The following is a 19,713-nucleotide window of genomic DNA, read 5'->3' on the forward strand; positions in this document are numbered from 1 at the left end:
ATGCGTCACGCACGAGGCGGATTCACGAGAAGGACCGGTGTCTTCGTGATCCGCGCGACGCGCCCGGCAACGCTACCGACCATCCAGCCCGCGGTGCCGCGCCGTCCATGGGTGCCCATTACGATCATGTCCGCATTCCATTTGATCGCTTCGCGCACGATTACGTGAGAAACGTCGGCGTCGGTTCGATCGGTATGAATCAGTTGTGACTGTGAGTGCCCGGCTACGCCATCGAGTACGGCCGTGGCTTCTTGCAGTACATGTTTTCCTTCGCTGACCAACGCATCCTCCAGTGTCTCGACAGGTACGAAGTCACCAAACGATACGGCGGGATCAAGTACGTATATCGCGCGTAACTCGGTATCGGGTCTCGAGAATTGCATCCCGACTTGCAATGCGTGGCGTGCCGGAGAGCTTCCGTCTACGGCAAACAGCATCCGCCGCGGCAGATGCTCGGCAACCGACGAGAAACCTTCCGGAACGATAAGCAGCGGGCAACGAACAAGTTTGGCAAGCGGACCGGAAACCGTTCCTTCAATCCATCTGCGCAAGCCGTGGTGCTGGCGTGCGCCCACGATCAGGAGTTCGGCTTGCCGGGCTTCCGTGCTTTCGATCAGCGCATGCACGACATCCCCGCCATGCCTGGACAGGTCGATCACTTCCGTGTCGATGGTGATATCGTCGCGCTTCATTTCGCTTTTTGCGCGTGACAGCGAATCGGTCGCGTCTCTGAGCAATTCGTCGCGCGCTGCCTCGAGAAACGCCATGGTCTGCGATCCGAGCGGAACGAGTGTTCTCGGATTTTCCGCAACGCTCACGATCTGTACCGATGCATTCGACGGAACGATACGTTTGGCATAGGCGAGTGCATGCTCGGTTGCGATCGAGCCGTCGATCGCGATGACTACCCTTTGGGGAGGGCGTCCCGCCGGTAAGGTTGGGGTGCTGGTGCTCATGAATGTCTCCTGGTGGCAACCCGAGGTCATGCATAACGTGATTTTTCGCACGTACGGCTTGTCCCGGTTTGATCCTGGTCAAGCGCAGTCACGTTCAGGGTCGGTGCGTCGCGAAGAAACGCGATCGATTCGTAGCATGTCTCCCGGATCCGCCATGGATTGAAGTGTCGGAGGATTTTCAGGAAATTCGATGGGCCCGATGTGACGACGCTGGCGCATCACGGGTACCCCGTCCAGGTTGACGTGACGATCGGGACGACCGCCGCCGATCGGTTAAGCAGGAGCGCGACGAAGGCTGCCTGCGCTAGTCATCACCGGCGCCGAACATGCGGGTCGCGTCGTCGTAGGTGTAGAGCCCCGAAGCACGGCCCCAGTCGATGACGGTTCGCAGCGTATCCGCGGCGTCCTGCCGGTTGAGGTGATCTTCCAGCTCGAGCTCGAAACGTTCGCGCGGTGCCCGATGCCCGTCACGCTCGTCGAGGACGGCCCGGATGTGGCCGGCAAGCGGGACGAAGTGCTCGAGATGCTCGCGCAACAGCCGCTTGCGGTCGGCCGCACGTCCCTGCGCATAGACCCGGCCGGCGGCGGTCAGCCGTATCGCTCCGTCGCGCAGTTCCGCGAACGCCAGGATATGCAGCGCGGCAGCGGCGGGCAGCAGTTCGTTCACCTTGAGCAGCGGCCCGGCGATCTTCGACAGCTCGGCGTAGCCGTTGCTCGAACCGGCGGCAAGCGTCTCGATGAAGCCGTCGATGCGGTGGCTCGACACCACCGGCAACCGTTGCGTGAAATCGGCCAGCCCCTTGCTCTGCGCATCGAGCGATTCGACCAGCCGCGCGGTCAGGATGGCGTAGATTTCGTTGGCAAGCGCCTGGAACTGGCTGTCGAGACGCTGGCGCGGATGCGGCAGCGGAATCCCGAGTTCGGCGACGATATGACCGGGATGCGCGCCCAGCACGAGCACGCGGTCGCACATCTGGACCGCTTCCTCGATGTTGTGCGTGACGAGCAATACCGCCTTGGTCGGCAACTGCCGCGCGGCCCAGAGATCCAGGAAATCCATGCGCAGCGTGTCGGCGGTCAGCACGTCGAGCGCCGAGAACGGCTCGTCCATCAACAGCAGCGCCGGTTCGCCGACCAGCGCGCGCGCAAACCCGACGCGTTGCCGCATGCCGCCCGAGAGTTCGCGTGGAAACGCGGACTCGAAGCCGTCGAGACCGATCAGTTCGATGACCGACAACGCGCGCCGGCGAATCACGTCGCGCGGCAAGCCGCTCGCATCCAGTCCCAGCTCGACGTTGTCCAGCACGGTCAGCCACGGGTAGAGCGCGAAGGTCTGGAACACGACCCCGATTCCTTCCGCCGGTCCCGCAAGCGGCGCGCCGCGATAACGGACCTGGCCGGACGAGGGCTGGACGAGGCCGCCCGCGATGCGCAGCAGCGTGGATTTACCGGACCCCGACCGCCCCAGCAAGCCAAGAATCTCGCCTTCGCGCAGCGTCAGGTCGACGCCGGCCAGTACCGGCAGCGGCGCGCCCGAGGGTTTCGCGAACGACATGCAGATATCGTGCAGTTCGATCACGGGCGGCGCTTCGCGAATGGCCGGCGCGGCGTCGGGCTGAATGGAAGCAGGCGTAAGCTCGGACATGGGCGGACTCAATCCAGTCGGGCGCGGCGTTCCGCATACGCATAGAGCGGACGCCACAGCAGGCGGTTGGTGGCGATCACCAGGATCGACATCATCGCGATGCCGAGTGCGATGCGCAGGTAGTCGCCCGCAACGGTCATGCGTGCGATATAGGCGCCGAGCCCGCCTCCGTCGAGCGCGGTCGGCCCCCAGCTGACCGCTTCGGACACGATGCTGGCATTCCACGCGCCACCCGACGCCGTGATCGCACCCGTGACGTAATACGGAAAAATGCCGGGGAGCACCACCTTGCGCCACCACGCAAGCGGCCGCAGGCGCAAGCTCGCGGCGGCTTCCCGCAGATCGTCCGGCAGCGCGGTCGCGCCCGCGATCACGTTGAACAGGATGTACCACTGCGTGCCCAGGATCATGAGCGGGCTCAACCAGATCTTCGGTGCGAGGCCGAAGCGCACGATCAGGAAGACCGCCACCGGAAACAGCAGGTTGGCGGGGAATGCCGCGAGAAACTGCGCAATCGGCTGCACGCGCTCCGTCATCCTTGGACGCAGTCCGATCAGCACCCCGAGCGGCACCCAGACGATCGACGCGACCACGATCAGCACGACGACCCGCGACAAGGTCAGCAGGCCGTCGTGCGCGACGACGGCGACATCGTTCCAGACGAGGCGCGGCACGGCGACGCGCAGCAAGACCGAGACCAGGTACGCGAGGCCGGCGGCGCACGAGGCCAGCCAGATCGCGTCGCCCGCGCGCCGGGACAAGGACAGACGCAGCGCGAGCGCATGCCGCGGCAACGCGAGGCGCGCGTGCGCGGCCCGCTGCAGGATCGAGCCGAGCGGTGCGCTTGCCTGCCGAATCAGGCTGGAACGCCGCAGCAGATCGAGCACCCAGCTGTGCGGCGCGCTTCGGCTGACCGTCTGCTCGAAGCGGAACTTGTCGGCCCAGGCGACCATCGGCCGAAACAGTAACTGGTCATAGAGCGCGATTGCGACGGTCATGGCGAGAATCGCATAGCCGACCGCGCGGAGATCGCGCTGCGCGATCGCTTGCGCGACATACGAACCGACGCCCGGCAGCGCGATTCGCAGGTTGCCGACCGAAATCGCTTCGGAGGCAACCACGAAGAACCATCCGCCCGACATCGACATCATCGTGTTCCAGATCAGCCCGGGCATAGCGAACGGCACTTCGAGCCGCCAGAATCGCTGCCAAGCCGACAGCCGCAGGCTGCGGCTCGCTTCGTCCAGATCGTGCGGCACCATCCGCAGCGACTGGTAGAAACTGAACGCCATGTTCCATGCCTGGCTGGTGAAGATCGCGAAAATTGCCGCCAGTTCGGCACCGAGCACATTGCCGGGAAACAGCGACACGAAAAACACCACCGTAAACGACAGATAACCGAGAATCGGCACGGATTGCAGGACGTCGAGCAGCGGAATCAGCACCATTTCCGCGCGGCGGCTCTTCGCGGCGAGCGTCGCATAGGTGAAGGTGAAACACAGCGAGGCGAACAACGCGGCCAGCATGCGCATCACCGTGCGCAGCGTGTATCCCGGCAATGCGCCGGGCGCGAGCGTGACGCTTGCGTGCTGCGCGATCACGAGCGGGCCGACCATCTGCCGCGCGCCGGCGCCGACGAGCACCACCAGGCCGAGCACCAGCAAGACGGCAAGCGGGTCGCGCCAGTCGGGCGCGCGCGGGTACCAGCGTCCGCCGTGCAGGATGTCCGCATGGTGCTCCAAAGTGGCCCCCCCGTTCCGTGTCGTCACATCGTCGGCCACGCTTGCCGGCGGGCCATTGACATGGGTCAAGCATCGCCTGGGCCGCTCGGGACAGCCGACGGCGCCGGGTGGCCGGATCGGGGGCATGCGCGCGGATGAGGTGTCGCCGGGCGGGTGCGGTCCGGCCGGTTGCGCGCGCAGGCGCCCGGGTCATGCGCCGCCGCCGCGAATCCGCCCGGCTCCTGTAAACCGTCGCGACATCAACGGGGCGCGTTGAGATGGATCAATCCCGTTGCCGGATCCCTGAATACTCTGCGAAAGAGGGTGCGCAAACGCGCGTGGACGACGCTTTCGCGCCGCCATGCCGGATTCGCGGCACAGGGCGCCGCCTCGGCCAGGCTGCATCGACGCATGCACCGGCCGGTCAATCGCATTTACCGTCAGGTCTTTCTCATGGAATACAAGGATTACTACGAAGTGCTGGGCCTGGCGCGCGACGCGACGCAAGACGACATCAAGCGGGCGTATCGCAAGCTCGCGCGCAAATATCACCCCGACGTCAGCAAGCATCAGGATGCCGAAGCGAATTTCAAGGAAGTCGGGCAGGCCTACGAGGTATTGAAGGACCCCGAGAAGCGGGCCGCCTACGACAGACTCGGCGCCGGCTGGCATGGCGGCGAGGCATTTCGCCCACAGCCGAACTGGGACGAAGGGTTCGAATTCAGCGGAGCCGGCGCGCCGCCCGACTTCGACGACTATCTGGCGTCGATCTTCGCCGCCGGGCGGGCCAGGCCGGATGGGTCGCTCAACGCCGGGCGCGATCACCATGCAAAGCTCGTCGTCGATCTGGAAGACGCGTATCGCGGCGCGCAGCGCGTCATTTCGCTGAGCGTGCCGGTCGTCGACCCGCAGGGACACGTGCGGCTGCAACCGCGGACGCTGAATGTCTCCATCCCGAAAGGCATCCGGGCCGGACAGTTCATCCGGTTGGCGGGACAGGGTGGTGCAGGGCATGGCGGCGCTGCACCCGGCGACCTGTATCTCGAGATCGCGTTTCGCGACCATCCGCGTTTTCAGGTGAACGATCGGGATGTGACGGTCGATCTCCCGGTCGCGCCGTGGGAAGCGGCACTCGGCGCCATGGTCACGACGCCGACTCCCGACGGCGAGGTCGCGGTGACCGTGCCCGGGAATTCGCCATCCGGAAGACGGCTGAGATTGAAAGGCAAGGGTATTCCCGGCGATCCGCCCGGCAACCTGTACGTGAAGCTGAATATTGTCCTGCCGCCCGCCGACAGCGAGCGGAGCAAGGCCGCCTACGACACCATGCGCCAGTCGTTCGATTTCGACCCGCGCGCGCATTTTTACGGGTGACGCATCATGAAAGAATCCGAAACCGCCTGTCTGCAAGGACAGGTCATCGACGAGCGTGTCGAACTGACGTTCGTCGAGCTGTGCCGGATCAGCGGCGCGTCCGAGGAGGAGCTGACGCTGTGGGTCGCCGAGGGCGCACTCGATCCGATGGGCGCGTATCCGCGAGAGTGGCGTTTCAGCGGGGCAGTGCTGCGCCGTGTCGCGATCGCGCAGCGCCTGTCCCGGGATCTGATGATCAACCCGCCCGGCATCGCGCTCGCACTCGATCTGCTCGACGAGATCGATGCGCTGCGCGCCCGCACCCGGGCCACCCCGGCCGCGCATCGGGAATCGGGGCCGCCCGCGGGCCCCGCCTGATTCAACTCAAGGACACGAACCGGTCTCGGGCGCCTGTCGAGCGGACTGGCGGACGTTGCGCGGGCTGATCGCGAGCGCCGCGCCCGCCGTCCCGATTTCCGGCGTCCGGGCGCGCACGGTGGCAGCGGGTGTCGATCGACGCGGTGGTCGACCGATGGGCTTGATGTGCGTCAAGGTGCTCGGTGACCCGAGGGGCGAGATTGATCACGGGGACGGCCACGACGAAGCGCGGCCGCCACGACTGCGGCCCGGGGAGAATTGATCATGGGAAACGATCTTGGAAAGGAGATGCGAGCGGAAGAGTCGCAGCGCGTATCGGGCGGCGACGATGTCGGCCTTCGGGAGTATGTGCGGCGCATCTACAACTATATGGCCGGGGGCCTGGCGCTGACGGGCGCCGTTGCCTACCTAGGCGCATCAACCGGGTTTTACCGGTCGATCGTCGGAACGCCCCTTTTCTGGGTCGTGCTGTTCGCACCGCTGGCGCTGGTCATGTTTCTGAGCTTCCGCATCGAGCGCATCGGCTTCGGCACGGCGCAGGTCAGCTTCTGGGCCTACGCCGCGCTGGTCGGGCTCTCCCTTTCCGGCATCTTCCTCGTTTACACGGGCGAGAGCATTGCGCGCGTATTCTTCATCAGCGCGGCCACTTTCGGTGCAACGAGCCTCTATGGCTACTCGACACGGGCCGATCTCTCCCGCTTCGGCTCCTTTCTGTTCATGGGGCTGATCGGCATCATCATCGCGGGGCTCGTGAATCTCTTCCTGGCTTCCTCGGCGCTGCAGTTCGTCGTTTCCGTGATCGGCGTGCTCGTGTTCACGGGACTCACCGCGTACGACACGCAACGCATCAAGCGTATCTACATAGCAGGCGAAGAGGGCGAGATCGCCGGCAAGAAGGCGATCATGGGGGCGCTTGCGCTCTATCTCGACTTTCTGAACCTCTTCTTGATGCTGCTGCGGCTCTTCGGTAGCCGCCGCAGCTAGGCGAGCGATTGCGGATCGGGACAGGCGGCCGGGCCGCGATGAGCCCGGTCCGGCTCTCCGCAACCGGCCGCACGTCACGTCGGTTTGGTTTGAACGTTGACGCCGCCCGACGCCTCGAGCGCGGCGAGTCGGGCATCCATCAGCTCCGCATGCAGCTTGATCGCCCGGATCAGAAATTGAACATCCTCGTTTTCGCTTTTCGAAGCAAGGTCATCAAATTCGGCCCACAGCTCCTTTACCCGTTCGGCACGCATGGCAACTCCTTTGACGTGTGTATGGATGACGTTGTACGGCAGGCGGGAACACCGTTGACGCCGTATGAACAGCATCGCCACTGGCCTGCCTTGCGTGCTGATCTGGATCAAGGGGGCACCACGTCGGGGTATCGCTCGACATTCGGCACCGGGCTCGAACGGGCCTTGTCTTGCCGGAAGCGCGCGTGCCGCGGCGATCGGCCATGTCGCTGAGCTTTGTACGACAGCGTGCAGACGAGACGCGTTCATGGCCCCATGCTTTCAAACAAATCGGCGCCAGTGAATCGCACGCCGTTCCGGGTTCGTTCACCTGCCGAGTGGATGGGTGTTTGTCATGATCAAAGTGGTGATTTCCGACGCGCATGCTGTCATGCGGGCCGGTGTGCGCAACGTCCTCGAGGAGGCCCACGGCTTCGATGTCGCAGGTGAAGCGACAGATGGGGCCGGCACACTCGAACTCGTGTGCGCTGTGAAGCCGCGCGTGCTGTCGCTCGGATTGATGATGTCCGGTATTCACGGAGTCGACCTTATCAGGCAAATCAAGAACGAGCACCCGGATGTCCGGGTGCTCGTTCTGACCGCGCATTCCGCACAGACCCATGCAGTGCGCGTTTTCAGGGCCGGGGCTTCGGGATTTCTTTCAAAGACCTGTTCGAACTCGGATCTGACCGATGCGGTTCGAAAGCTTGCCGACGGCGGGGTATACGTGAGCACGATGGTGGGCGATCTGTTGGCGCAAGTCATTAACGGCGACGGTGAGGCGCTCGCTCATCATCGCCTGACTGCGCGGGAGTTCGAGGTCCTGGTTGGTTTGGCATCCGGACAATCCATTTCGCAGACGGCAGGTAGCCTGGACATCAGCATCAAAACGGTCAGCACATACAAGTCGCGCATTATGGAAAAACTGGATCTGGCCAATGAATCGGACATGATTCGTTTTGCGCTACGTCACCAGTTGCTGGATCTTGGCGACAACACGCTCGGGTAGTCGATCGCTACTATGGGTGGCACGCCATTCGTGTGAGAAATCGCACGGCAGATCCTGCCATGCAGCTTCTGCATTGAAATCCGGTGTGATACCAGGTCAGGTCGGCGCCGGTTTCCTCCGCGACGATCGGGATCCGCTGCGCGACATCTTCGCCGCCCGGTTCGACATTGGCGATCTTCGGCGTGCCGGTTACGCCGCGCGCAGCGATGCGCTCCGCGGCGGCGTCGGTGAGTGAGCCGCGCGCTCGATTCCGACGCAAGCGTCAGTGCGGCGTCGATCGAGTTGGTGTACCGCATCGCGCACCGCGATCCACGCTTCGTTGGTCGGCTCGACGACGACCGTCACCGCGCTCGTGGCCTACAGGATCCGGCCGAGCGCGTCGTGCGACAGATGCTCGACCTCGAGCAGGTGGAGCACGACGCCGGGATCGGGCGGGTACTCATCATCAGGCTCAGACTTCGCACGAGCGGTGTGATTGATGTCATGCCGACTCGTACTTAGGATAGCGTCATAATTTGACATAATGAAAGTTAGCGTACGAAAATTTGTAGTAGGAGTGCCTTTGATTTCCACGCATTTTTCCGGTCAGCTGCCGTTAGGCCCAGTAAGGCTTTGACTCCTTTGTCGGCATTATCGCCGGCTCGGGCCCCGGACGACCCACTTGTCCGGCTGCCCGAATTTGCGCGCCCACCTCGCATCAGTTGCCGTTCGTCTCTCCGGACGATTCATGTCGCGTATAGACCGCAAGACCCCACGTCAAAAGCGCGGCGAGCGCGAGCGACACCGACATCGCCAGCATTCCCGGTGCATACGAATGCGTCGTGTCCTTGAGCACGCCGACCATCCACGGGCCGACGTAGCCGCCGAGGCTGCCCATCGAGTTGATGAACGCCATGCCACCCGCCGCCGCGATCCCGGTCAGATATCGCGACGGCAGGCTGTAGAACGCAGGCCGCGCCGCGCTCAACCCGATCACCGCGAACACCATGCCGACGAGCGCGGGCAGCAGCGACGAAAAAACGACGGCGAATATCAACCCCGCGGCGGAGACGACGCACGCCAGCGCGAGATGCAGCAGGTGCCTGCCGTGACGCTCCATCAGCCTGGCCCACACGATCATGACGACCGCCGCGACGAGATACGGCACCCCCGACAGCAGGCCCACCGAGAACGTCGACAATCCGTGCCCCTTGAGCATCAGCGGCAACCAGATCGCAATGCCGTTGATGCCGATCCAATAGCAGAAGAGAATGCCGACCATGAACCAGACCCTCGCGTCGCGGAGCACGGCGCCGAAATTCCTTTTCGGCAGTTCGGCCGATTCCCGGGCCAGGACTTCGGAGAGCGCCGCGGATTCCTCCCGCGTCAGCCAGTCGGCCTGTTCGGGGCGGTCGCGCAGGAGCCACAGGGTCAGCAGGCCGAGCAGGCACGCAGGCAACCCTTCGACGATGAAAAGCCATTGCCAGCCCTTGAGCCCCCCTGCCCCGTCCAGTTGCATGATGAACGCCGCCAGCACGCCGCCCACTACCGACGACAATGGAATCGCGACCAGAAACCACGCCAGCACGCGCACACGCCACGCTTTCGGAAACCAGCACGACAGATAGAACAGCACGCCGGGAAAGAAGCCCGCTTCGGCCGCACCGGTCAGCACGCGAAGCACGTAGAAGCTGGTCGGCCCCTGGATGAACGCACAGGCGGCGGACAGCAGCCCCCAGCTGATCATGATGCGGGCCAGCCAGCGCCGCGCGCCGAACCGATAGAGCGCGAGATTGCTCGGCACCTCGAGCACGCAGTAGCCGACGAAAAACAGACCGGCGGCCATGCCGAACTGGCTGCCGGTCAGGCCGAGATCGCGGTTCATCGTCAGCGCCGCAAAGCCGATGTTGGTGCGATCGATGTAATTGAAGAAATAGCCGATCGCCAGCAGCGGGACGAGACGGATCAGGTTCTTGCGCAACGCGCGCTGAAGCGCGGCGTCTTTCGTCACATCCGGTCGGTCGTGCGCAATAGAGAGCGTCGATGCCATGGGTTCACCTGAATCCGAAGAAGTGAGCGGGATTGTCGACCAGCATCTGGATGCGGCGCGTCTCGTCCGGCACGATCCGTGCGATCAGATCGACCAGGTCGCCGTCGTCCGGCATCGGATGGCTCAGGTTGACGTGCGGCCAGTCGCTGCCCCACAGAACGCGCTCGGGCGCGTGTTCGGCAAAGCGGCGCGCGACAGGCAGAGTGTCCTCGAACGGCGCCCCGGCCTTCGACATCCGGTCTGCGCCCGACAGCTTGACCCATACGTTTCCCGTATCGAGCAACGCACACAACGCCCGCACCGACGGGCTGTCCGCCCCTTCGTCGATGTCGAGACGCGCCATGTGATCGATGACAACCGGCATGTCGAGCGAACGGATGAACGGCGAAAACTCGATGATGTCCTGCCCGGACACGTGAATCGCCAGATGCCAGCCGAGCGGCCTGATGCGCGCGGCAACCGTCCTGACCGCGTTCAAATCCGGACGGCCGCCGAGATGCGCAAGGAAGTTGAACCGTGCGCCGCACACCCCGTTCGCGTCGTACTCCGCGAGGAGCTCATCGGGATCGCCCGGCCGAACGAGTGCGACACCCTTGTAACGCCCGGCTCCGTCGCGCAACGCGTCGAGCATCGGCCGATGATCGAACCCATGGCCCTGGCTCTGCACGATCACGGCGCGCGAGAAGCCGAGGCGCTCGTGCAGTCGTCGCAACGCAGTTTCGGGTGCCGCAGATGGATCGAAACTGCGGTCGTCGGGCAGCGGATAGCGGTCGAACGGCCCGAACACATGACAATGCGCGTCGCAGCTGTTTGCCGGCAGGCGCAAGACCGGGCGACGCGGTTCCGCCAGCGGCGGCGGAGAAAATTTGAGTGAGTGCCCCGAGGAATTCGGAGAAGGCATGGTCATGTCGACAGATTCCTTGAAGGTAGGCGAAAGGTACGGGTACCGCACCGGAGAACGCATCGTTCGGCGCGCGCGCGTGGTGCGAATCCGGCATTCGTACGCACGTAGTCGGGCGCGAGACTGCGCGTGTCCGATCGAGGCGATCGAGCTGTGCGATCAAGTCTTGAAGTCTTGATTGGTAGTTCGGAATCCTGTATTCAAGGCCGAACTGGTTGCAGATCGGGCACGCCGATCCGACACAAGCCCCATCTGCATTTACGGGTCGGCTGACAGGCCGGAATCACGCAGGTACGGCGTGTAGACATTGAATACCGTCAGGGAGTGGCCGGCTGCGCCCCGGCGCGTCGCGTCGAGGAGTGCGTGCTCCATGGGCGCGACGAGCGCGGCAATGAACCATGCGATGCCTGCCGGTACTGCGCTTTGATGCGGGCCGTCGTGCGTCGGCTGAACGCGTGATTCGAAAAATCCGCGAAGCTGAAGCACCTCGTTCGACGAGGCCAGTTGACGTTGCAGCCCCCCGGCGACATCCAGCGCGTCGCCATGCGTCTCGACCGGAATGCCCATCACGACGAGCCGCGACGTTTCCCATCCGGCATGCTGGATCGCCGTGGTTCCGGCAAGCGCCGTTGCCACGACGCGGCGTCGGCCCACCGTGCGCGACATGATCCGGCGTGTCCAGGGCGTCGATTGCCTGCCCGACATCGAACGATACGCGTCGCTTCGCAGCACGTCGACGCTCGCCAGATCGTAAAGCGCCATCCAGCGGGGCCACCCTTGCACACATACCCATCGCGAAGCCGCGATGCATCCGGGCAGCGATCGGCGCTGGGGGAAATGTTCGGTGTCATACCAGTCGTTGAACTCGTCCTCGAGATCGGACGGCGGTTCCATCATGACCATCAACATGGCGCTCGGCAGCGTCGTGGCATCGTGCAAGCTCGTCTCCTGTTTATGCCAGTCACTGTGAACACTTTTCCCGGGATTGACCAAAACCTTTTATCGATAGAAACCTATAACCGGAATGAATAGGTCCGCACGGATCTGCCGTATGCGGACCGTCTCGGCGGACGTCGAGCTATTTGGCGGGCGGCAGGTCGACCTCGAGAAACACCGCCGGAACCGAGCCGGTATTGCGCAGCGCGTGCGCGCGCGGGCCGGACGTGGTGTAGGCCTGACCTGCCAGTGCTTCCCGCGGTGCCTGGGCGCCGTCGAGATATTCGGTCACGGTCCCGCTCAGAACATACGAGACGGACGGCCGATCGCGATGGCTGTGCATCGGTAATACGCCGCCGGGCTGAATGGTGACTTCGCGCATTCGCAATTCGCGACTGCCGCCCGCCGCCAGGAACTCGGCGCTCAACGGGATCGACCCGAGCGTCTTCCCGTCGACGCCGACCCGCTGCGAGGGCAGCGCCTGCGCATGCGAGATGCTCCAAGCCAGTGCCAGTACCGCGCCGACGAGATGGTGCCAACGCAACTTGTCCAATTTACGATGCATGATCGATTCCTCAAATGGTCTTTCATTACCCGAATGCACGCTCGCGCGCATCATCGCATCGTCTTCGCGATCCACGAGTGGATCACGGCGGCGACGTCCAGGTTGTTTTTTTCCTGCATCATCAAGTGCCCGTTGCCGTGAATGCCTATTGCGTCGAGGCGCACGAATGTCGTCTTCACACCGGCCTGTTCGAGAAATGACGCCGTACAGTGGTCATAGGGCGCGTGATAGGACGCCTCGCTGATCAACACCAGCACCGGCACATGCTGAAGATTCACGAGCTTGCGGGCCGGCTCCTTCTGGAGCCAGCATTTCGTCAGATCCTTTCCGTCTGGTGTGTCCTGCTGTTCGATCGTCAGCTGCGCCGGGTCGGTGACGGGCGGGTCGTACTGAACGGGAATGTTCGTCAGCCCCCACGCGAGTTCGGGTTTCGCTTGCGTGGCGTTCTGGAACGGCGGCCCCGACGGCTCGACCGATACGATCCCCTTGACAAGCTGCGGCCTGGTGTCGGCAATCGACCAGCCGAACAGGCCGGCCTGTGAATGGACGAGCAGGATGGCGGGTCCGATCTTGTCGAGCAGCGCGGCCGCCGCATTTTTGACGAGCAGTTCACTCTGCACGTTGTCGGCAAGCGACGGCACGAGTGCGGCATAGAACGCATCGAACACCGGGTCGCCACGCCGCCCGGCATCGGGCCATTGCGTGTGCTTTTCCGCCTGCGGCCATCCCTTGTCGCGCTCCGGCGACGTAAAGAGGCGCTGCGCCATCGCGACATCGGTCACCCGAAACCGGCGATCGGCGTCCGTCGACCAGGACGAGCGGCCGCGATCGGGCTGATCGATCATGTAGACCACGTAACCCTGATCGACAAAGTAGTCGGCCCACCCTTTTCGCCCGTCCGCCGTGCTCATCCAGTTCGTCGCCGTCTGGCCGAGACCGTGAAGAAACACGATCGGATACCGATGCGTGATGCGTGCGGGCGCCCAGCCCTCGACATACATCTGTCCGTCCATCGTCGTCTTGCCGTCCGTCTCGACATACCGCCCGCCGACATAGAACGACGCATGCCGCGTGACTTTCGTCGGGATGAACTGCTACGGACCGAACTCCGCCGCGGACGCCATACCGCCTGCGGCGGACGTGATCGCCACGGCCGTCGCCAGACAGGCCAGCGTCCGGCATCGTCTGAGATGTCTGAATACCATCGATACGTTCCTCGCTAACAATGCAAAATAGATTAGTACCCGAGCCCTTCACCCATTCGATAGGACACCGGCTCGTTCGTTTGCTCGTGAAGGCGATCGGTCAATACCAGGTCGTACGGCAGGCGAGCGACAGGGCCGGACTCGCCGGTCAGGACATCGACGATCGCGTCGGGCGTCGCACCGAAATTGGCGACGATCGCCGTCGCGCGGTTCGCGATACCGGACAGGTCGATCGGGCGCTCCATGTATATCGACGCGATGGTCGGCACGGCGGCGGCGGTTTTCTCAAGCATGGCGAACGCCGGATCGTCCGCCCTGAAACGCGTGCTGCCTTCGCGGTACCGTGCACCGAAGAAAAAGTTCGGATGCAGCACCTCGAACGGCGTCGCCATACCGACGACGGCAAAATCCGCTTCCTCGGGATGCCGCACGACCGTGAACCCGCGCCGTCGCATGGCCTCCGCGTCGAACCCATACACGAATACCTTCGTCATCGTCCGGCTCACCGGCAGCAGATGGCGGCTATTCTTCAGCAATACCTGCGAGCGGTGCTGCGCATCGAGTGCGATCCGCCTGAATTCGGCATTTCCCACGATCGACGAGGCACGGCCGGCATCGACGTACGGATCCTCGAAGAGCCCCTGCTCGAACTTCTGCGTCATGATTCGCCGCACGGCCGCATCGACCCGCGACACGTCGAGTCTTCCGCTCGTGACGAGACCCACGACGATCTCCGGGTCGCTCGTGCCGCCGAACTGGTCGACCCCCGCGTCGATCGCCTTCAGGTAACGCCCGGCCTTGTCGAGCGCTTCGACACCCCACGGCATCGCAATGTCGGAGAACTGCGGCTTCTCGCCGGGACTCGCGCCGTTCCGGCATACCCGCGTGCAGTCGTCGGTGATCTGCCAGTCGGACAGTACGACGCCGTCGAACCCCATGCGGCCGCGCAATACATCGGTCAACATGGCTCGGTTGAATCCCATGCCAACCGGATCGACCGGTTCGGCGCTGCCGCGCACGCGAAATGGCGCCGCAGGCATCCCGTACGAAGGCATCACCGCGCCGACCCGCGCGGCGAATGCGCCGGTAAACGGCATAATGTGCCGCTCGATGTTCGCCCCGTCGATATCGAGCAGGCGTCCGTAGTAGTTATGTGCGTCCGCCCCGTCGTTCATCGTCGCGCCATAGCCGACCCAGTGCTTGATGACCGACACGACGCTGCTCCGGTGAATCCCGGATTCGCCGTCCTGCATGCCGGTCACATAGGCGCGAACGAATCGCGCTGACGCCGCCGGATCGCTTCCAAACGTTCCGCTGCTGCGATGCCAGCGCGGATTGGCGGCCAGGTCGGCTTGCGGCGACAACGCCATCCGGATGCCGACTGCCAGGTATTCCCGGCGCACGCTGTCGGCGAACCGACGGACCAGTTCCGGATCGCCCGTCGCCGCCATGCCGGCGGGATCCGGCCATTTCGTGAAGGCGCCGGCGTCGACGCTTACACCCTGTGCATACGAGAACTGGCTGCGCGGATCGCTGCTGATCGTGACGGGGATCCCGAGGCGCCCCTGCTCTGCAATCGCCTGCAGCGCGTTTTGCTGATTCGCCAGGCTCGCCGGGTCGGCTTTGAGCCGGTTCAGAAAGAACGTCACGTGACGGTCGAGCACGAGGCGGCCGACGGCAGCCGTGTCCCATGCCGAGCCGGCTCCCGGCACGCCCGCCGCCTCTTTCGCCGGTGGATTCGCGTGCATCATCGCGCCGGCCTTTTCCTCGAGCGTCATTCTTGAAACGAGATCGGCAGCCCGCACCGCAGCGGGCCGGCGCCAATCCTTGTACGGCTCCAGCACGCCGCTGCGGTCCAGATCGCGGAACAGCAATCCGTCGGCGTGGATCAGCGGAATTGCACCGCCGGCGAGTTTGACCTGCTTCGAGGATTCCGGGCGCGAGGTTCCGCACCCGGCCACTGCCAGAATGGAGAGCAACAGTACGCCGACTACACCAGAGATGGATCTCGATCGAATCACCTGGGTTTCATCCTTTTCCGAAAGGTACTGAAGGAGAAATTCGCCGAAGTGAACTGCAACCTGCCAGTCGCTCCGGCACGATATGCGCCGCCTTTACAATCGATCGCCGTACTTCAGAAGCGATGGCTGACGCCGAGCTCCGCACCGACGAGCAGGCGCCCAACCGGCTGCGTGCCGAAGCCGAATGCATCGCCGCCCTTGTTGCTCAGTCGCACGACCGTTCCATACGTGCTCGTCCTCTTGGAAAGCGCGTACGTGTAGCCCACTGCGACCTGGGTGGCGTGATTTGCATCGATCGAGGTCTTGCCCAATGCACCGGATTCACTCACACGCGTGAAGTTGGCGCGAAAGGAAAGAAACGGATTAACGGGTACGATCACCCCGGCTTGCGCTATCAGCCGGGACGCTTCCAGATACTGGTTGCGCACCGCCGACCCCAGTAATGTCAGGTACTTGAGGTCATAGCTGACCGCAAAGCCGGTGCGCTTGAGCGGCCCCTGCAGACCGTCGAATACGCCGAATGCCGCCGTGACGTTGACGGCGTCGTTCGCATAGCCGACGCGGCCGCCTGCATACCGCTTCGCCCGCTCGCCTCCACCCAGCGCATAGGCAGCCTGCGCGTAAAATCCGCCGAGACGGGGCGGCGTGTAATACGCAATCATGTTGTCGGCACGAGCCCAAAGCCCGGTCGCCTCGATGCCACTGCCGAACGCCGTCGAATAGAATTTCCCCTGGTCGGCCAGACCGCTGACGCCGAACGTGTCGAACTCCCCGAACGACGTATAGCTCGGCGTCAGGTCGTGGCCCATTCGCAGTTCGCCATAGCGGTCGATCACGCTCAACGTCGAACGCCGGTTCCAGTAGCGGGACGGATTGCCCGTGCCGTCATTGAAGTTCACCGTGCCCTCCAGCCAGGCGCGCACCTTCGTTCCTCCTCCGATATCCTCGTCCGCCCGAAAGCCGAGCCGGCTCGCGGCAAGTCCCCCGCTTCCGATCGAATAGGCGGCATCCGCCCCGTTGCCTATCCGCCTGACCGACGCGTCTGCCACGCCGAAAAGTGTCGCACTGGATTGTGCGGCGGCAGCTCCTGAAATCATCAGCAGTCCCATTATCTCGATCCTTCGACTTCTCATCGACCATCCCCAGAAATTCGTATCGTTGTACTTATTGATCTGAGATCGCCAGCAGACATTTGAGGTCCGTGTGCCGACCCTGACCGGCCATGCCACTGCACCTGAGAGCGCAAGGGACATGCCATCTGCGCCCCATCGAATCCGATCACCATGCGATCAGGCCGGTGTCGCGCAGTTGCCGGCGCAAGCATCGAACTCTGCCGAAACGTCGCTCGCCCCTGCTCGTCGACTGCGTGCCCGTTCATGGTGCGACATCGGTTTCCGGAACGCCCGCTCCGCACCGCAATCCACCGAGATACCGGCGCGCAGCATATCTACAGTCCGCGGACGATACTCATGTCGAACTCGAACTGCATTTGCTGACAACCGCGGCACGAGTCAGAACGATAAACGATCCCTTATTTCTCTCAATGGTGCAGTTTCATTCCTTGAAACAACGGCATTGACTATTATGTAGTTGCGTAAATTAATCGGCGCCATGCGCACATCGCCGTCGCTTGCGCGTTCGACACACGAGATCAATGGCGACGCACGACATTCGATATGGAGACTTGACGGTGCTCCGCAGTGCCGCCCAAGGTCCGGCATCGCGCAACGTGACGACGCGGCGTCCCTGTCTCGGCAACAATCGAAATTAAGGAGGGGCAGCGTGACATGACACGCGAGGTCGTGTCGGGATGCGCATACGGACAGGTCCGCACACGTCAGGTGGAAAGCTTGCGGGGGAGCACGGCGCACTCCCCTCGATCATGCACGGCGGCTCGATGGAGCCGCCGTGCATGATCATCACTGCGCGGTCTTGATCTTCCGCGCAAAGGCTGCGATGGCGTCAGCCATTGCGGCCGGCTGTTCGGGTGCAAGCGCGTGGCCGGCATCCGGAATCCTCACGATCGTCACGCGATCGCCGAGCATCGACTTCAGCACGTTCGAGAACCGGCGGGGCGCAACGGCGTCGTGTTCGGCCTGCAGGTCGAGGATCGGCGCGGTGCCGGCCGCGAAATACGCGTCGACCGGCGTCGTCTCGCGCGCATGCGATTCGGCGTCGTGCGTGGCGGCATGCCAGCCGTCGAGCCAGACCCGCGGATCGTTGCCTGGTGCGAAGAATGCCTTCTTCAGGTATTCGATCCGCTTGGCTTCCGGCAGCGACAGGTCCCCGGCGCCGTCGATCGCCTGCCGAATCTCCGCGCTGATCGGCTTTTCCGTCGAACCGGGCGGCACCTTGCCCGCGGACGCGGCCGCGAGCACGACCCCGCGAACGAGATCGGGCCGATCGACGGCCAGCATGCGCGCGGGGAAATTCCCCCAAGCGTGGCCGACGACGATCGCCGGTCCGCGATGCTCGTTCTCGATCACCGTTGCTACGTCCGCCGCGAAATCATGGACCGACAAGTTTTCCATCGGCCCCTTGCTCTGCCCGATACCGCGCGGCTCGGGGCGCAGCACGCGAAAGCCGTCGGCCACGAGCCGCGCGGCGACGGCGTCGTAATCCCGGCCCGAGCGTCCGAGTGACGGCAGGATCACGATCAGCGGTCCTTGCCCCTGGCGCATCACCTCGATCTGCACATCGCCATGCCGGACGATTTCCCGATCGACCGCGGGGGCGGCGGACGATGCAAAGGCGGACGCCGCCCACCACAATACGCATGCGGCGACGATGCCGCGTTTCGATACCTTCATGTTCTGGACTCCAGATTGATTGAAAGACGCATTCATTTCTCTCGGCGCGTTCCGCGGCTGATCAGCTCGTGCCGTAGACCTTGCGCGCAAAGGATGCGATCGCATCGCTCATCGCGCGCGGCTGCTCGGGCGCCATTGCGTGACCGGCGTTCGGGACAACCTGCACGATCACGCGATCGCCGAGCCATGGCTTGAACACGTTCGGCACGACGACGGCGTCGTACTGCGCCTGCAGATCGAGCATCGGCACCGTGCCGCCACCGAAATACGCATCGATCGGCGTGACATTGCGCGCATGTGCCTGTGCCGTGTGTACCGCCGGATACCAGCCGGTCAACCATGCACTCGGGTCGTGCCCCGGTGCGAAGAACGCCTGCCGCAGGTAGGTCAGCCGCTGCGCTTCCGGCACCCGAGGATCGCCTGCGCCGTCGATCGCTTCGCGCAGGCGGCCATACGGTTTCTCGGTCGATCCGGGCGGCAACTTGCCCGCCGAAGCCGCGGCCATCACGAGGCCGCGCACGAGATCGGGGCGGTCGACCGCGAGCATGCGGGCGGGCTGGCTGCCCCACGCATGGCCGACGATCACGACGGGCCCCGTGTGCTCGTGATCGAGCACGAGCGCAACATCGGATGCGAATGCATGCAGGTCGAGGTCGCGCATCGGCCCCGTGCTGCGGCCGATGCCTCTCGGTTGCGGCCGCAATACACGAAATCCGTCGTGCGCGAGCATGCGCGCGACTTCGTCGTAATCTTCCGCGCCGCGTGCGAGCGACGGCAGGATCACGATCACCGGCCCGCGCCCTTGCGCAAGCGTTTCGATCTGGACATCGCCCTTCGAGACGAGCGTGCGTTGAACCGCGTTCGCGTCGGCAGGGGGTGCGGAGCAGGCGGCAACCGAGGTTGCCAGTGCGGCGGCAAGCACGAGCCGCGCCAGGATCTGGTTTGCTTTCATTGTCTCCTCATGAGT

The 19,713-nt window shown here is 64.0% G+C and carries 19 protein-coding genes; 6 read left to right on the forward strand and 13 right to left on the reverse strand.

Annotated features, from left to right (window positions below; all coding sequences use genetic code 11):
* Positions 1-5 precede the first annotated feature (5 nt).
* From ACNQQL_RS06040 to ACNQQL_RS06050, 3 genes are all read right to left on the reverse strand, one after another.
* Positions 6-956 (reverse strand): universal stress protein, encoded by a 951-nt coding sequence (locus tag ACNQQL_RS06040; RefSeq protein WP_347063553.1) that lies wholly within the window; start codon positions 954-956, stop codon positions 6-8.
* 304 nt (positions 957-1,260) lie between these two features.
* Positions 1,261-2,601 (reverse strand): nitrate/sulfonate/bicarbonate ABC transporter ATP-binding protein, encoded by a 1,341-nt coding sequence (locus ACNQQL_RS06045; RefSeq protein WP_416392530.1) that lies wholly within the window; start codon positions 2,599-2,601, stop codon positions 1,261-1,263.
* Between the two features lie 8 nt (positions 2,602-2,609).
* A complete protein-coding gene (locus tag ACNQQL_RS06050) occupies positions 2,610-4,343 on the reverse strand; it encodes an ABC transporter permease subunit (RefSeq protein WP_347063554.1) in 1,734 nt (577 codons plus the stop codon).
* A 432-nt stretch (positions 4,344-4,775) separates the two neighbouring features.
* Here ACNQQL_RS06050 and ACNQQL_RS06055 point away from each other — a divergent pair, with 432 nt between their 5' ends.
* From ACNQQL_RS06055 to ACNQQL_RS06065, 3 genes are all read left to right on the forward strand, one after another.
* Positions 4,776-5,696: a DnaJ C-terminal domain-containing protein gene (locus tag ACNQQL_RS06055; protein WP_347063676.1), complete on the forward strand. Its 921-nt coding sequence runs from the start codon at positions 4,776-4,778 to the stop codon at positions 5,694-5,696.
* Between the two features lie 6 nt (positions 5,697-5,702).
* Complete coding sequence (locus ACNQQL_RS06060; protein WP_347063555.1) at positions 5,703-6,053, forward strand: chaperone modulator CbpM; 351 nt, start codon at positions 5,703-5,705, stop codon at positions 6,051-6,053.
* A gap of 264 nt (positions 6,054-6,317) precedes the next feature.
* Positions 6,318-7,037 (forward strand): Bax inhibitor-1/YccA family protein, encoded by a 720-nt coding sequence (locus tag ACNQQL_RS06065; RefSeq protein ID WP_347063556.1) that lies wholly within the window; start codon positions 6,318-6,320, stop codon positions 7,035-7,037.
* A gap of 74 nt (positions 7,038-7,111) precedes the next feature.
* On the opposite strand, the gene ACNQQL_RS06070 is transcribed toward ACNQQL_RS06065, so the two are convergent.
* On the reverse strand, positions 7,112-7,402 hold the full coding sequence (locus tag ACNQQL_RS06070; protein WP_347063557.1) for a hypothetical protein: 291 nt from the start codon (positions 7,400-7,402) through the stop codon (positions 7,112-7,114).
* A gap of 223 nt (positions 7,403-7,625) precedes the next feature.
* On the opposite strand from ACNQQL_RS06070, the gene ACNQQL_RS06075 reads away from it, so the two are divergent.
* The 3 genes from ACNQQL_RS06075 (at position 7,626) to ACNQQL_RS06085 (ending at position 8,780) form a co-directional block, all read left to right on the forward strand.
* Positions 7,626-8,279 (forward strand): response regulator transcription factor, encoded by a 654-nt coding sequence (locus ACNQQL_RS06075; protein WP_347063558.1) that lies wholly within the window; start codon positions 7,626-7,628, stop codon positions 8,277-8,279.
* Positions 8,280-8,352: 73 nt separating this feature from the next.
* On the forward strand, positions 8,353-8,514 hold the full coding sequence (locus ACNQQL_RS06080; RefSeq protein ID WP_347063559.1) for a hypothetical protein: 162 nt from the start codon (positions 8,353-8,355) through the stop codon (positions 8,512-8,514).
* Positions 8,511-8,780 carry a hypothetical protein gene (locus tag ACNQQL_RS06085; protein WP_347063560.1) on the forward strand — a complete coding sequence of 90 codons (270 nt, stop codon included), beginning with the start codon at positions 8,511-8,513 and terminating at the stop codon, positions 8,778-8,780. Before ACNQQL_RS06080 ends, ACNQQL_RS06085 begins: the two co-directional genes overlap by 4 nt.
* A 196-nt stretch (positions 8,781-8,976) precedes the next feature.
* On the opposite strand, the gene ACNQQL_RS06090 is transcribed toward ACNQQL_RS06085, so the two are convergent.
* From ACNQQL_RS06090 to ACNQQL_RS06130, 9 genes are all read right to left on the reverse strand, one after another.
* A complete protein-coding gene (locus tag ACNQQL_RS06090; protein ID WP_416392531.1) occupies positions 8,977-10,308 on the reverse strand; it encodes an MFS transporter in 1,332 nt (443 codons plus the stop codon).
* Positions 10,309-10,312: 4 nt separating this feature from the next.
* Positions 10,313-11,272 carry an amidohydrolase family protein gene (locus ACNQQL_RS06095; RefSeq protein ID WP_347063562.1) on the reverse strand — a complete coding sequence of 320 codons (960 nt, stop codon included), beginning with the start codon at positions 11,270-11,272 and terminating at the stop codon, positions 10,313-10,315.
* A 195-nt stretch (positions 11,273-11,467) separates the two neighbouring features.
* The gene (locus tag ACNQQL_RS06100) at positions 11,468-12,148 is read right to left on the reverse strand and encodes a hypothetical protein (protein ID WP_347063563.1); all 681 of its coding nucleotides are present in this window, start codon (positions 12,146-12,148) and stop codon (positions 11,468-11,470) included.
* Between the two features lie 139 nt (positions 12,149-12,287).
* Positions 12,288-12,785, reverse strand: a complete 498-nt coding sequence (locus tag ACNQQL_RS06105; protein ID WP_347063564.1) for a cupin domain-containing protein — start codon at positions 12,783-12,785, stop codon at positions 12,288-12,290.
* On the reverse strand, positions 12,761-13,723 hold the full coding sequence (locus tag ACNQQL_RS06110) for an alpha/beta hydrolase (RefSeq protein WP_347063565.1): 963 nt from the start codon (positions 13,721-13,723) through the stop codon (positions 12,761-12,763). Before ACNQQL_RS06110 ends, ACNQQL_RS06105 begins: the two co-directional genes overlap by 25 nt.
* Positions 13,724-13,947: 224 nt before the next feature.
* The gene (locus ACNQQL_RS06115) at positions 13,948-15,894 is read right to left on the reverse strand and encodes a glycoside hydrolase family 3 protein (RefSeq protein WP_347063566.1); all 1,947 of its coding nucleotides are present in this window, start codon (positions 15,892-15,894) and stop codon (positions 13,948-13,950) included.
* Positions 15,895-16,049: 155 nt separating this feature from the next.
* Positions 16,050-17,045: a porin gene (locus ACNQQL_RS06120; RefSeq protein ID WP_347063567.1), complete on the reverse strand. Its 996-nt coding sequence runs from the start codon at positions 17,043-17,045 to the stop codon at positions 16,050-16,052.
* Between the two features lie 810 nt (positions 17,046-17,855).
* Positions 17,856-18,746 (reverse strand): alpha/beta hydrolase, encoded by an 891-nt coding sequence (locus tag ACNQQL_RS06125; RefSeq protein ID WP_347063568.1) that lies wholly within the window; start codon positions 18,744-18,746, stop codon positions 17,856-17,858.
* A gap of 61 nt (positions 18,747-18,807) precedes the next feature.
* Positions 18,808-19,698 (reverse strand): alpha/beta fold hydrolase, encoded by an 891-nt coding sequence (locus tag ACNQQL_RS06130; protein ID WP_347063569.1) that lies wholly within the window; start codon positions 19,696-19,698, stop codon positions 18,808-18,810.
* Positions 19,699-19,713: the final 15 nt, after the last annotated feature.

The sequence above is a fragment of the Burkholderia sp. LFS061 genome, from assembly GCF_047978125.1.
GTDB lineage: Bacteria > Pseudomonadota > Gammaproteobacteria > Burkholderiales > Burkholderiaceae > Burkholderia > Burkholderia pyrrocinia_C.

Excerpts from the sequence above, each read along its gene's own strand:
- ACNQQL_RS06040 (WP_347063553.1), bottom strand. The coding sequence starts at position 956 with ATGAGCACCAGCACCCCAACCTTACCGGCGGGACGCCCTCCCCAAAGG.
- ACNQQL_RS06045 (WP_416392530.1), bottom strand. The coding sequence starts at position 2,601 with ATGTCCGAGCTTACGCCTGCTTCCATTCAGCCCGACGCCGCGCCGGCC.
- ACNQQL_RS06055 (WP_347063676.1), top strand. The coding sequence starts at position 4,776 with ATGGAATACAAGGATTACTACGAAGTGCTGGGCCTGGCGCGCGACGCG.
- ACNQQL_RS06060 (WP_347063555.1), top strand. The coding sequence starts at position 5,703 with ATGAAAGAATCCGAAACCGCCTGTCTGCAAGGACAGGTCATCGACGAG.
- ACNQQL_RS06065 (WP_347063556.1), top strand. The coding sequence starts at position 6,318 with ATGGGAAACGATCTTGGAAAGGAGATGCGAGCGGAAGAGTCGCAGCGC.
- ACNQQL_RS06075 (WP_347063558.1), top strand. The coding sequence starts at position 7,626 with ATGATCAAAGTGGTGATTTCCGACGCGCATGCTGTCATGCGGGCCGGT.
- ACNQQL_RS06090 (WP_416392531.1), bottom strand. The coding sequence starts at position 10,308 with ATGGCATCGACGCTCTCTATTGCGCACGACCGACCGGATGTGACGAAA.
- ACNQQL_RS06095 (WP_347063562.1), bottom strand. The coding sequence starts at position 11,272 with ATGCGTTCTCCGGTGCGGTACCCGTACCTTTCGCCTACCTTCAAGGAA.
- ACNQQL_RS06110 (WP_347063565.1), bottom strand. The coding sequence starts at position 13,723 with ATGGACGGACAGATGTATGTCGAGGGCTGGGCGCCCGCACGCATCACG.
- ACNQQL_RS06120 (WP_347063567.1), bottom strand. The coding sequence starts at position 17,045 with ATGGGACTGCTGATGATTTCAGGAGCTGCCGCCGCACAATCCAGTGCG.
- ACNQQL_RS06125 (WP_347063568.1), bottom strand. The coding sequence starts at position 18,746 with ATGAAGGTATCGAAACGCGGCATCGTCGCCGCATGCGTATTGTGGTGG.
- ACNQQL_RS06130 (WP_347063569.1), bottom strand. The coding sequence starts at position 19,698 with ATGAAAGCAAACCAGATCCTGGCGCGGCTCGTGCTTGCCGCCGCACTG.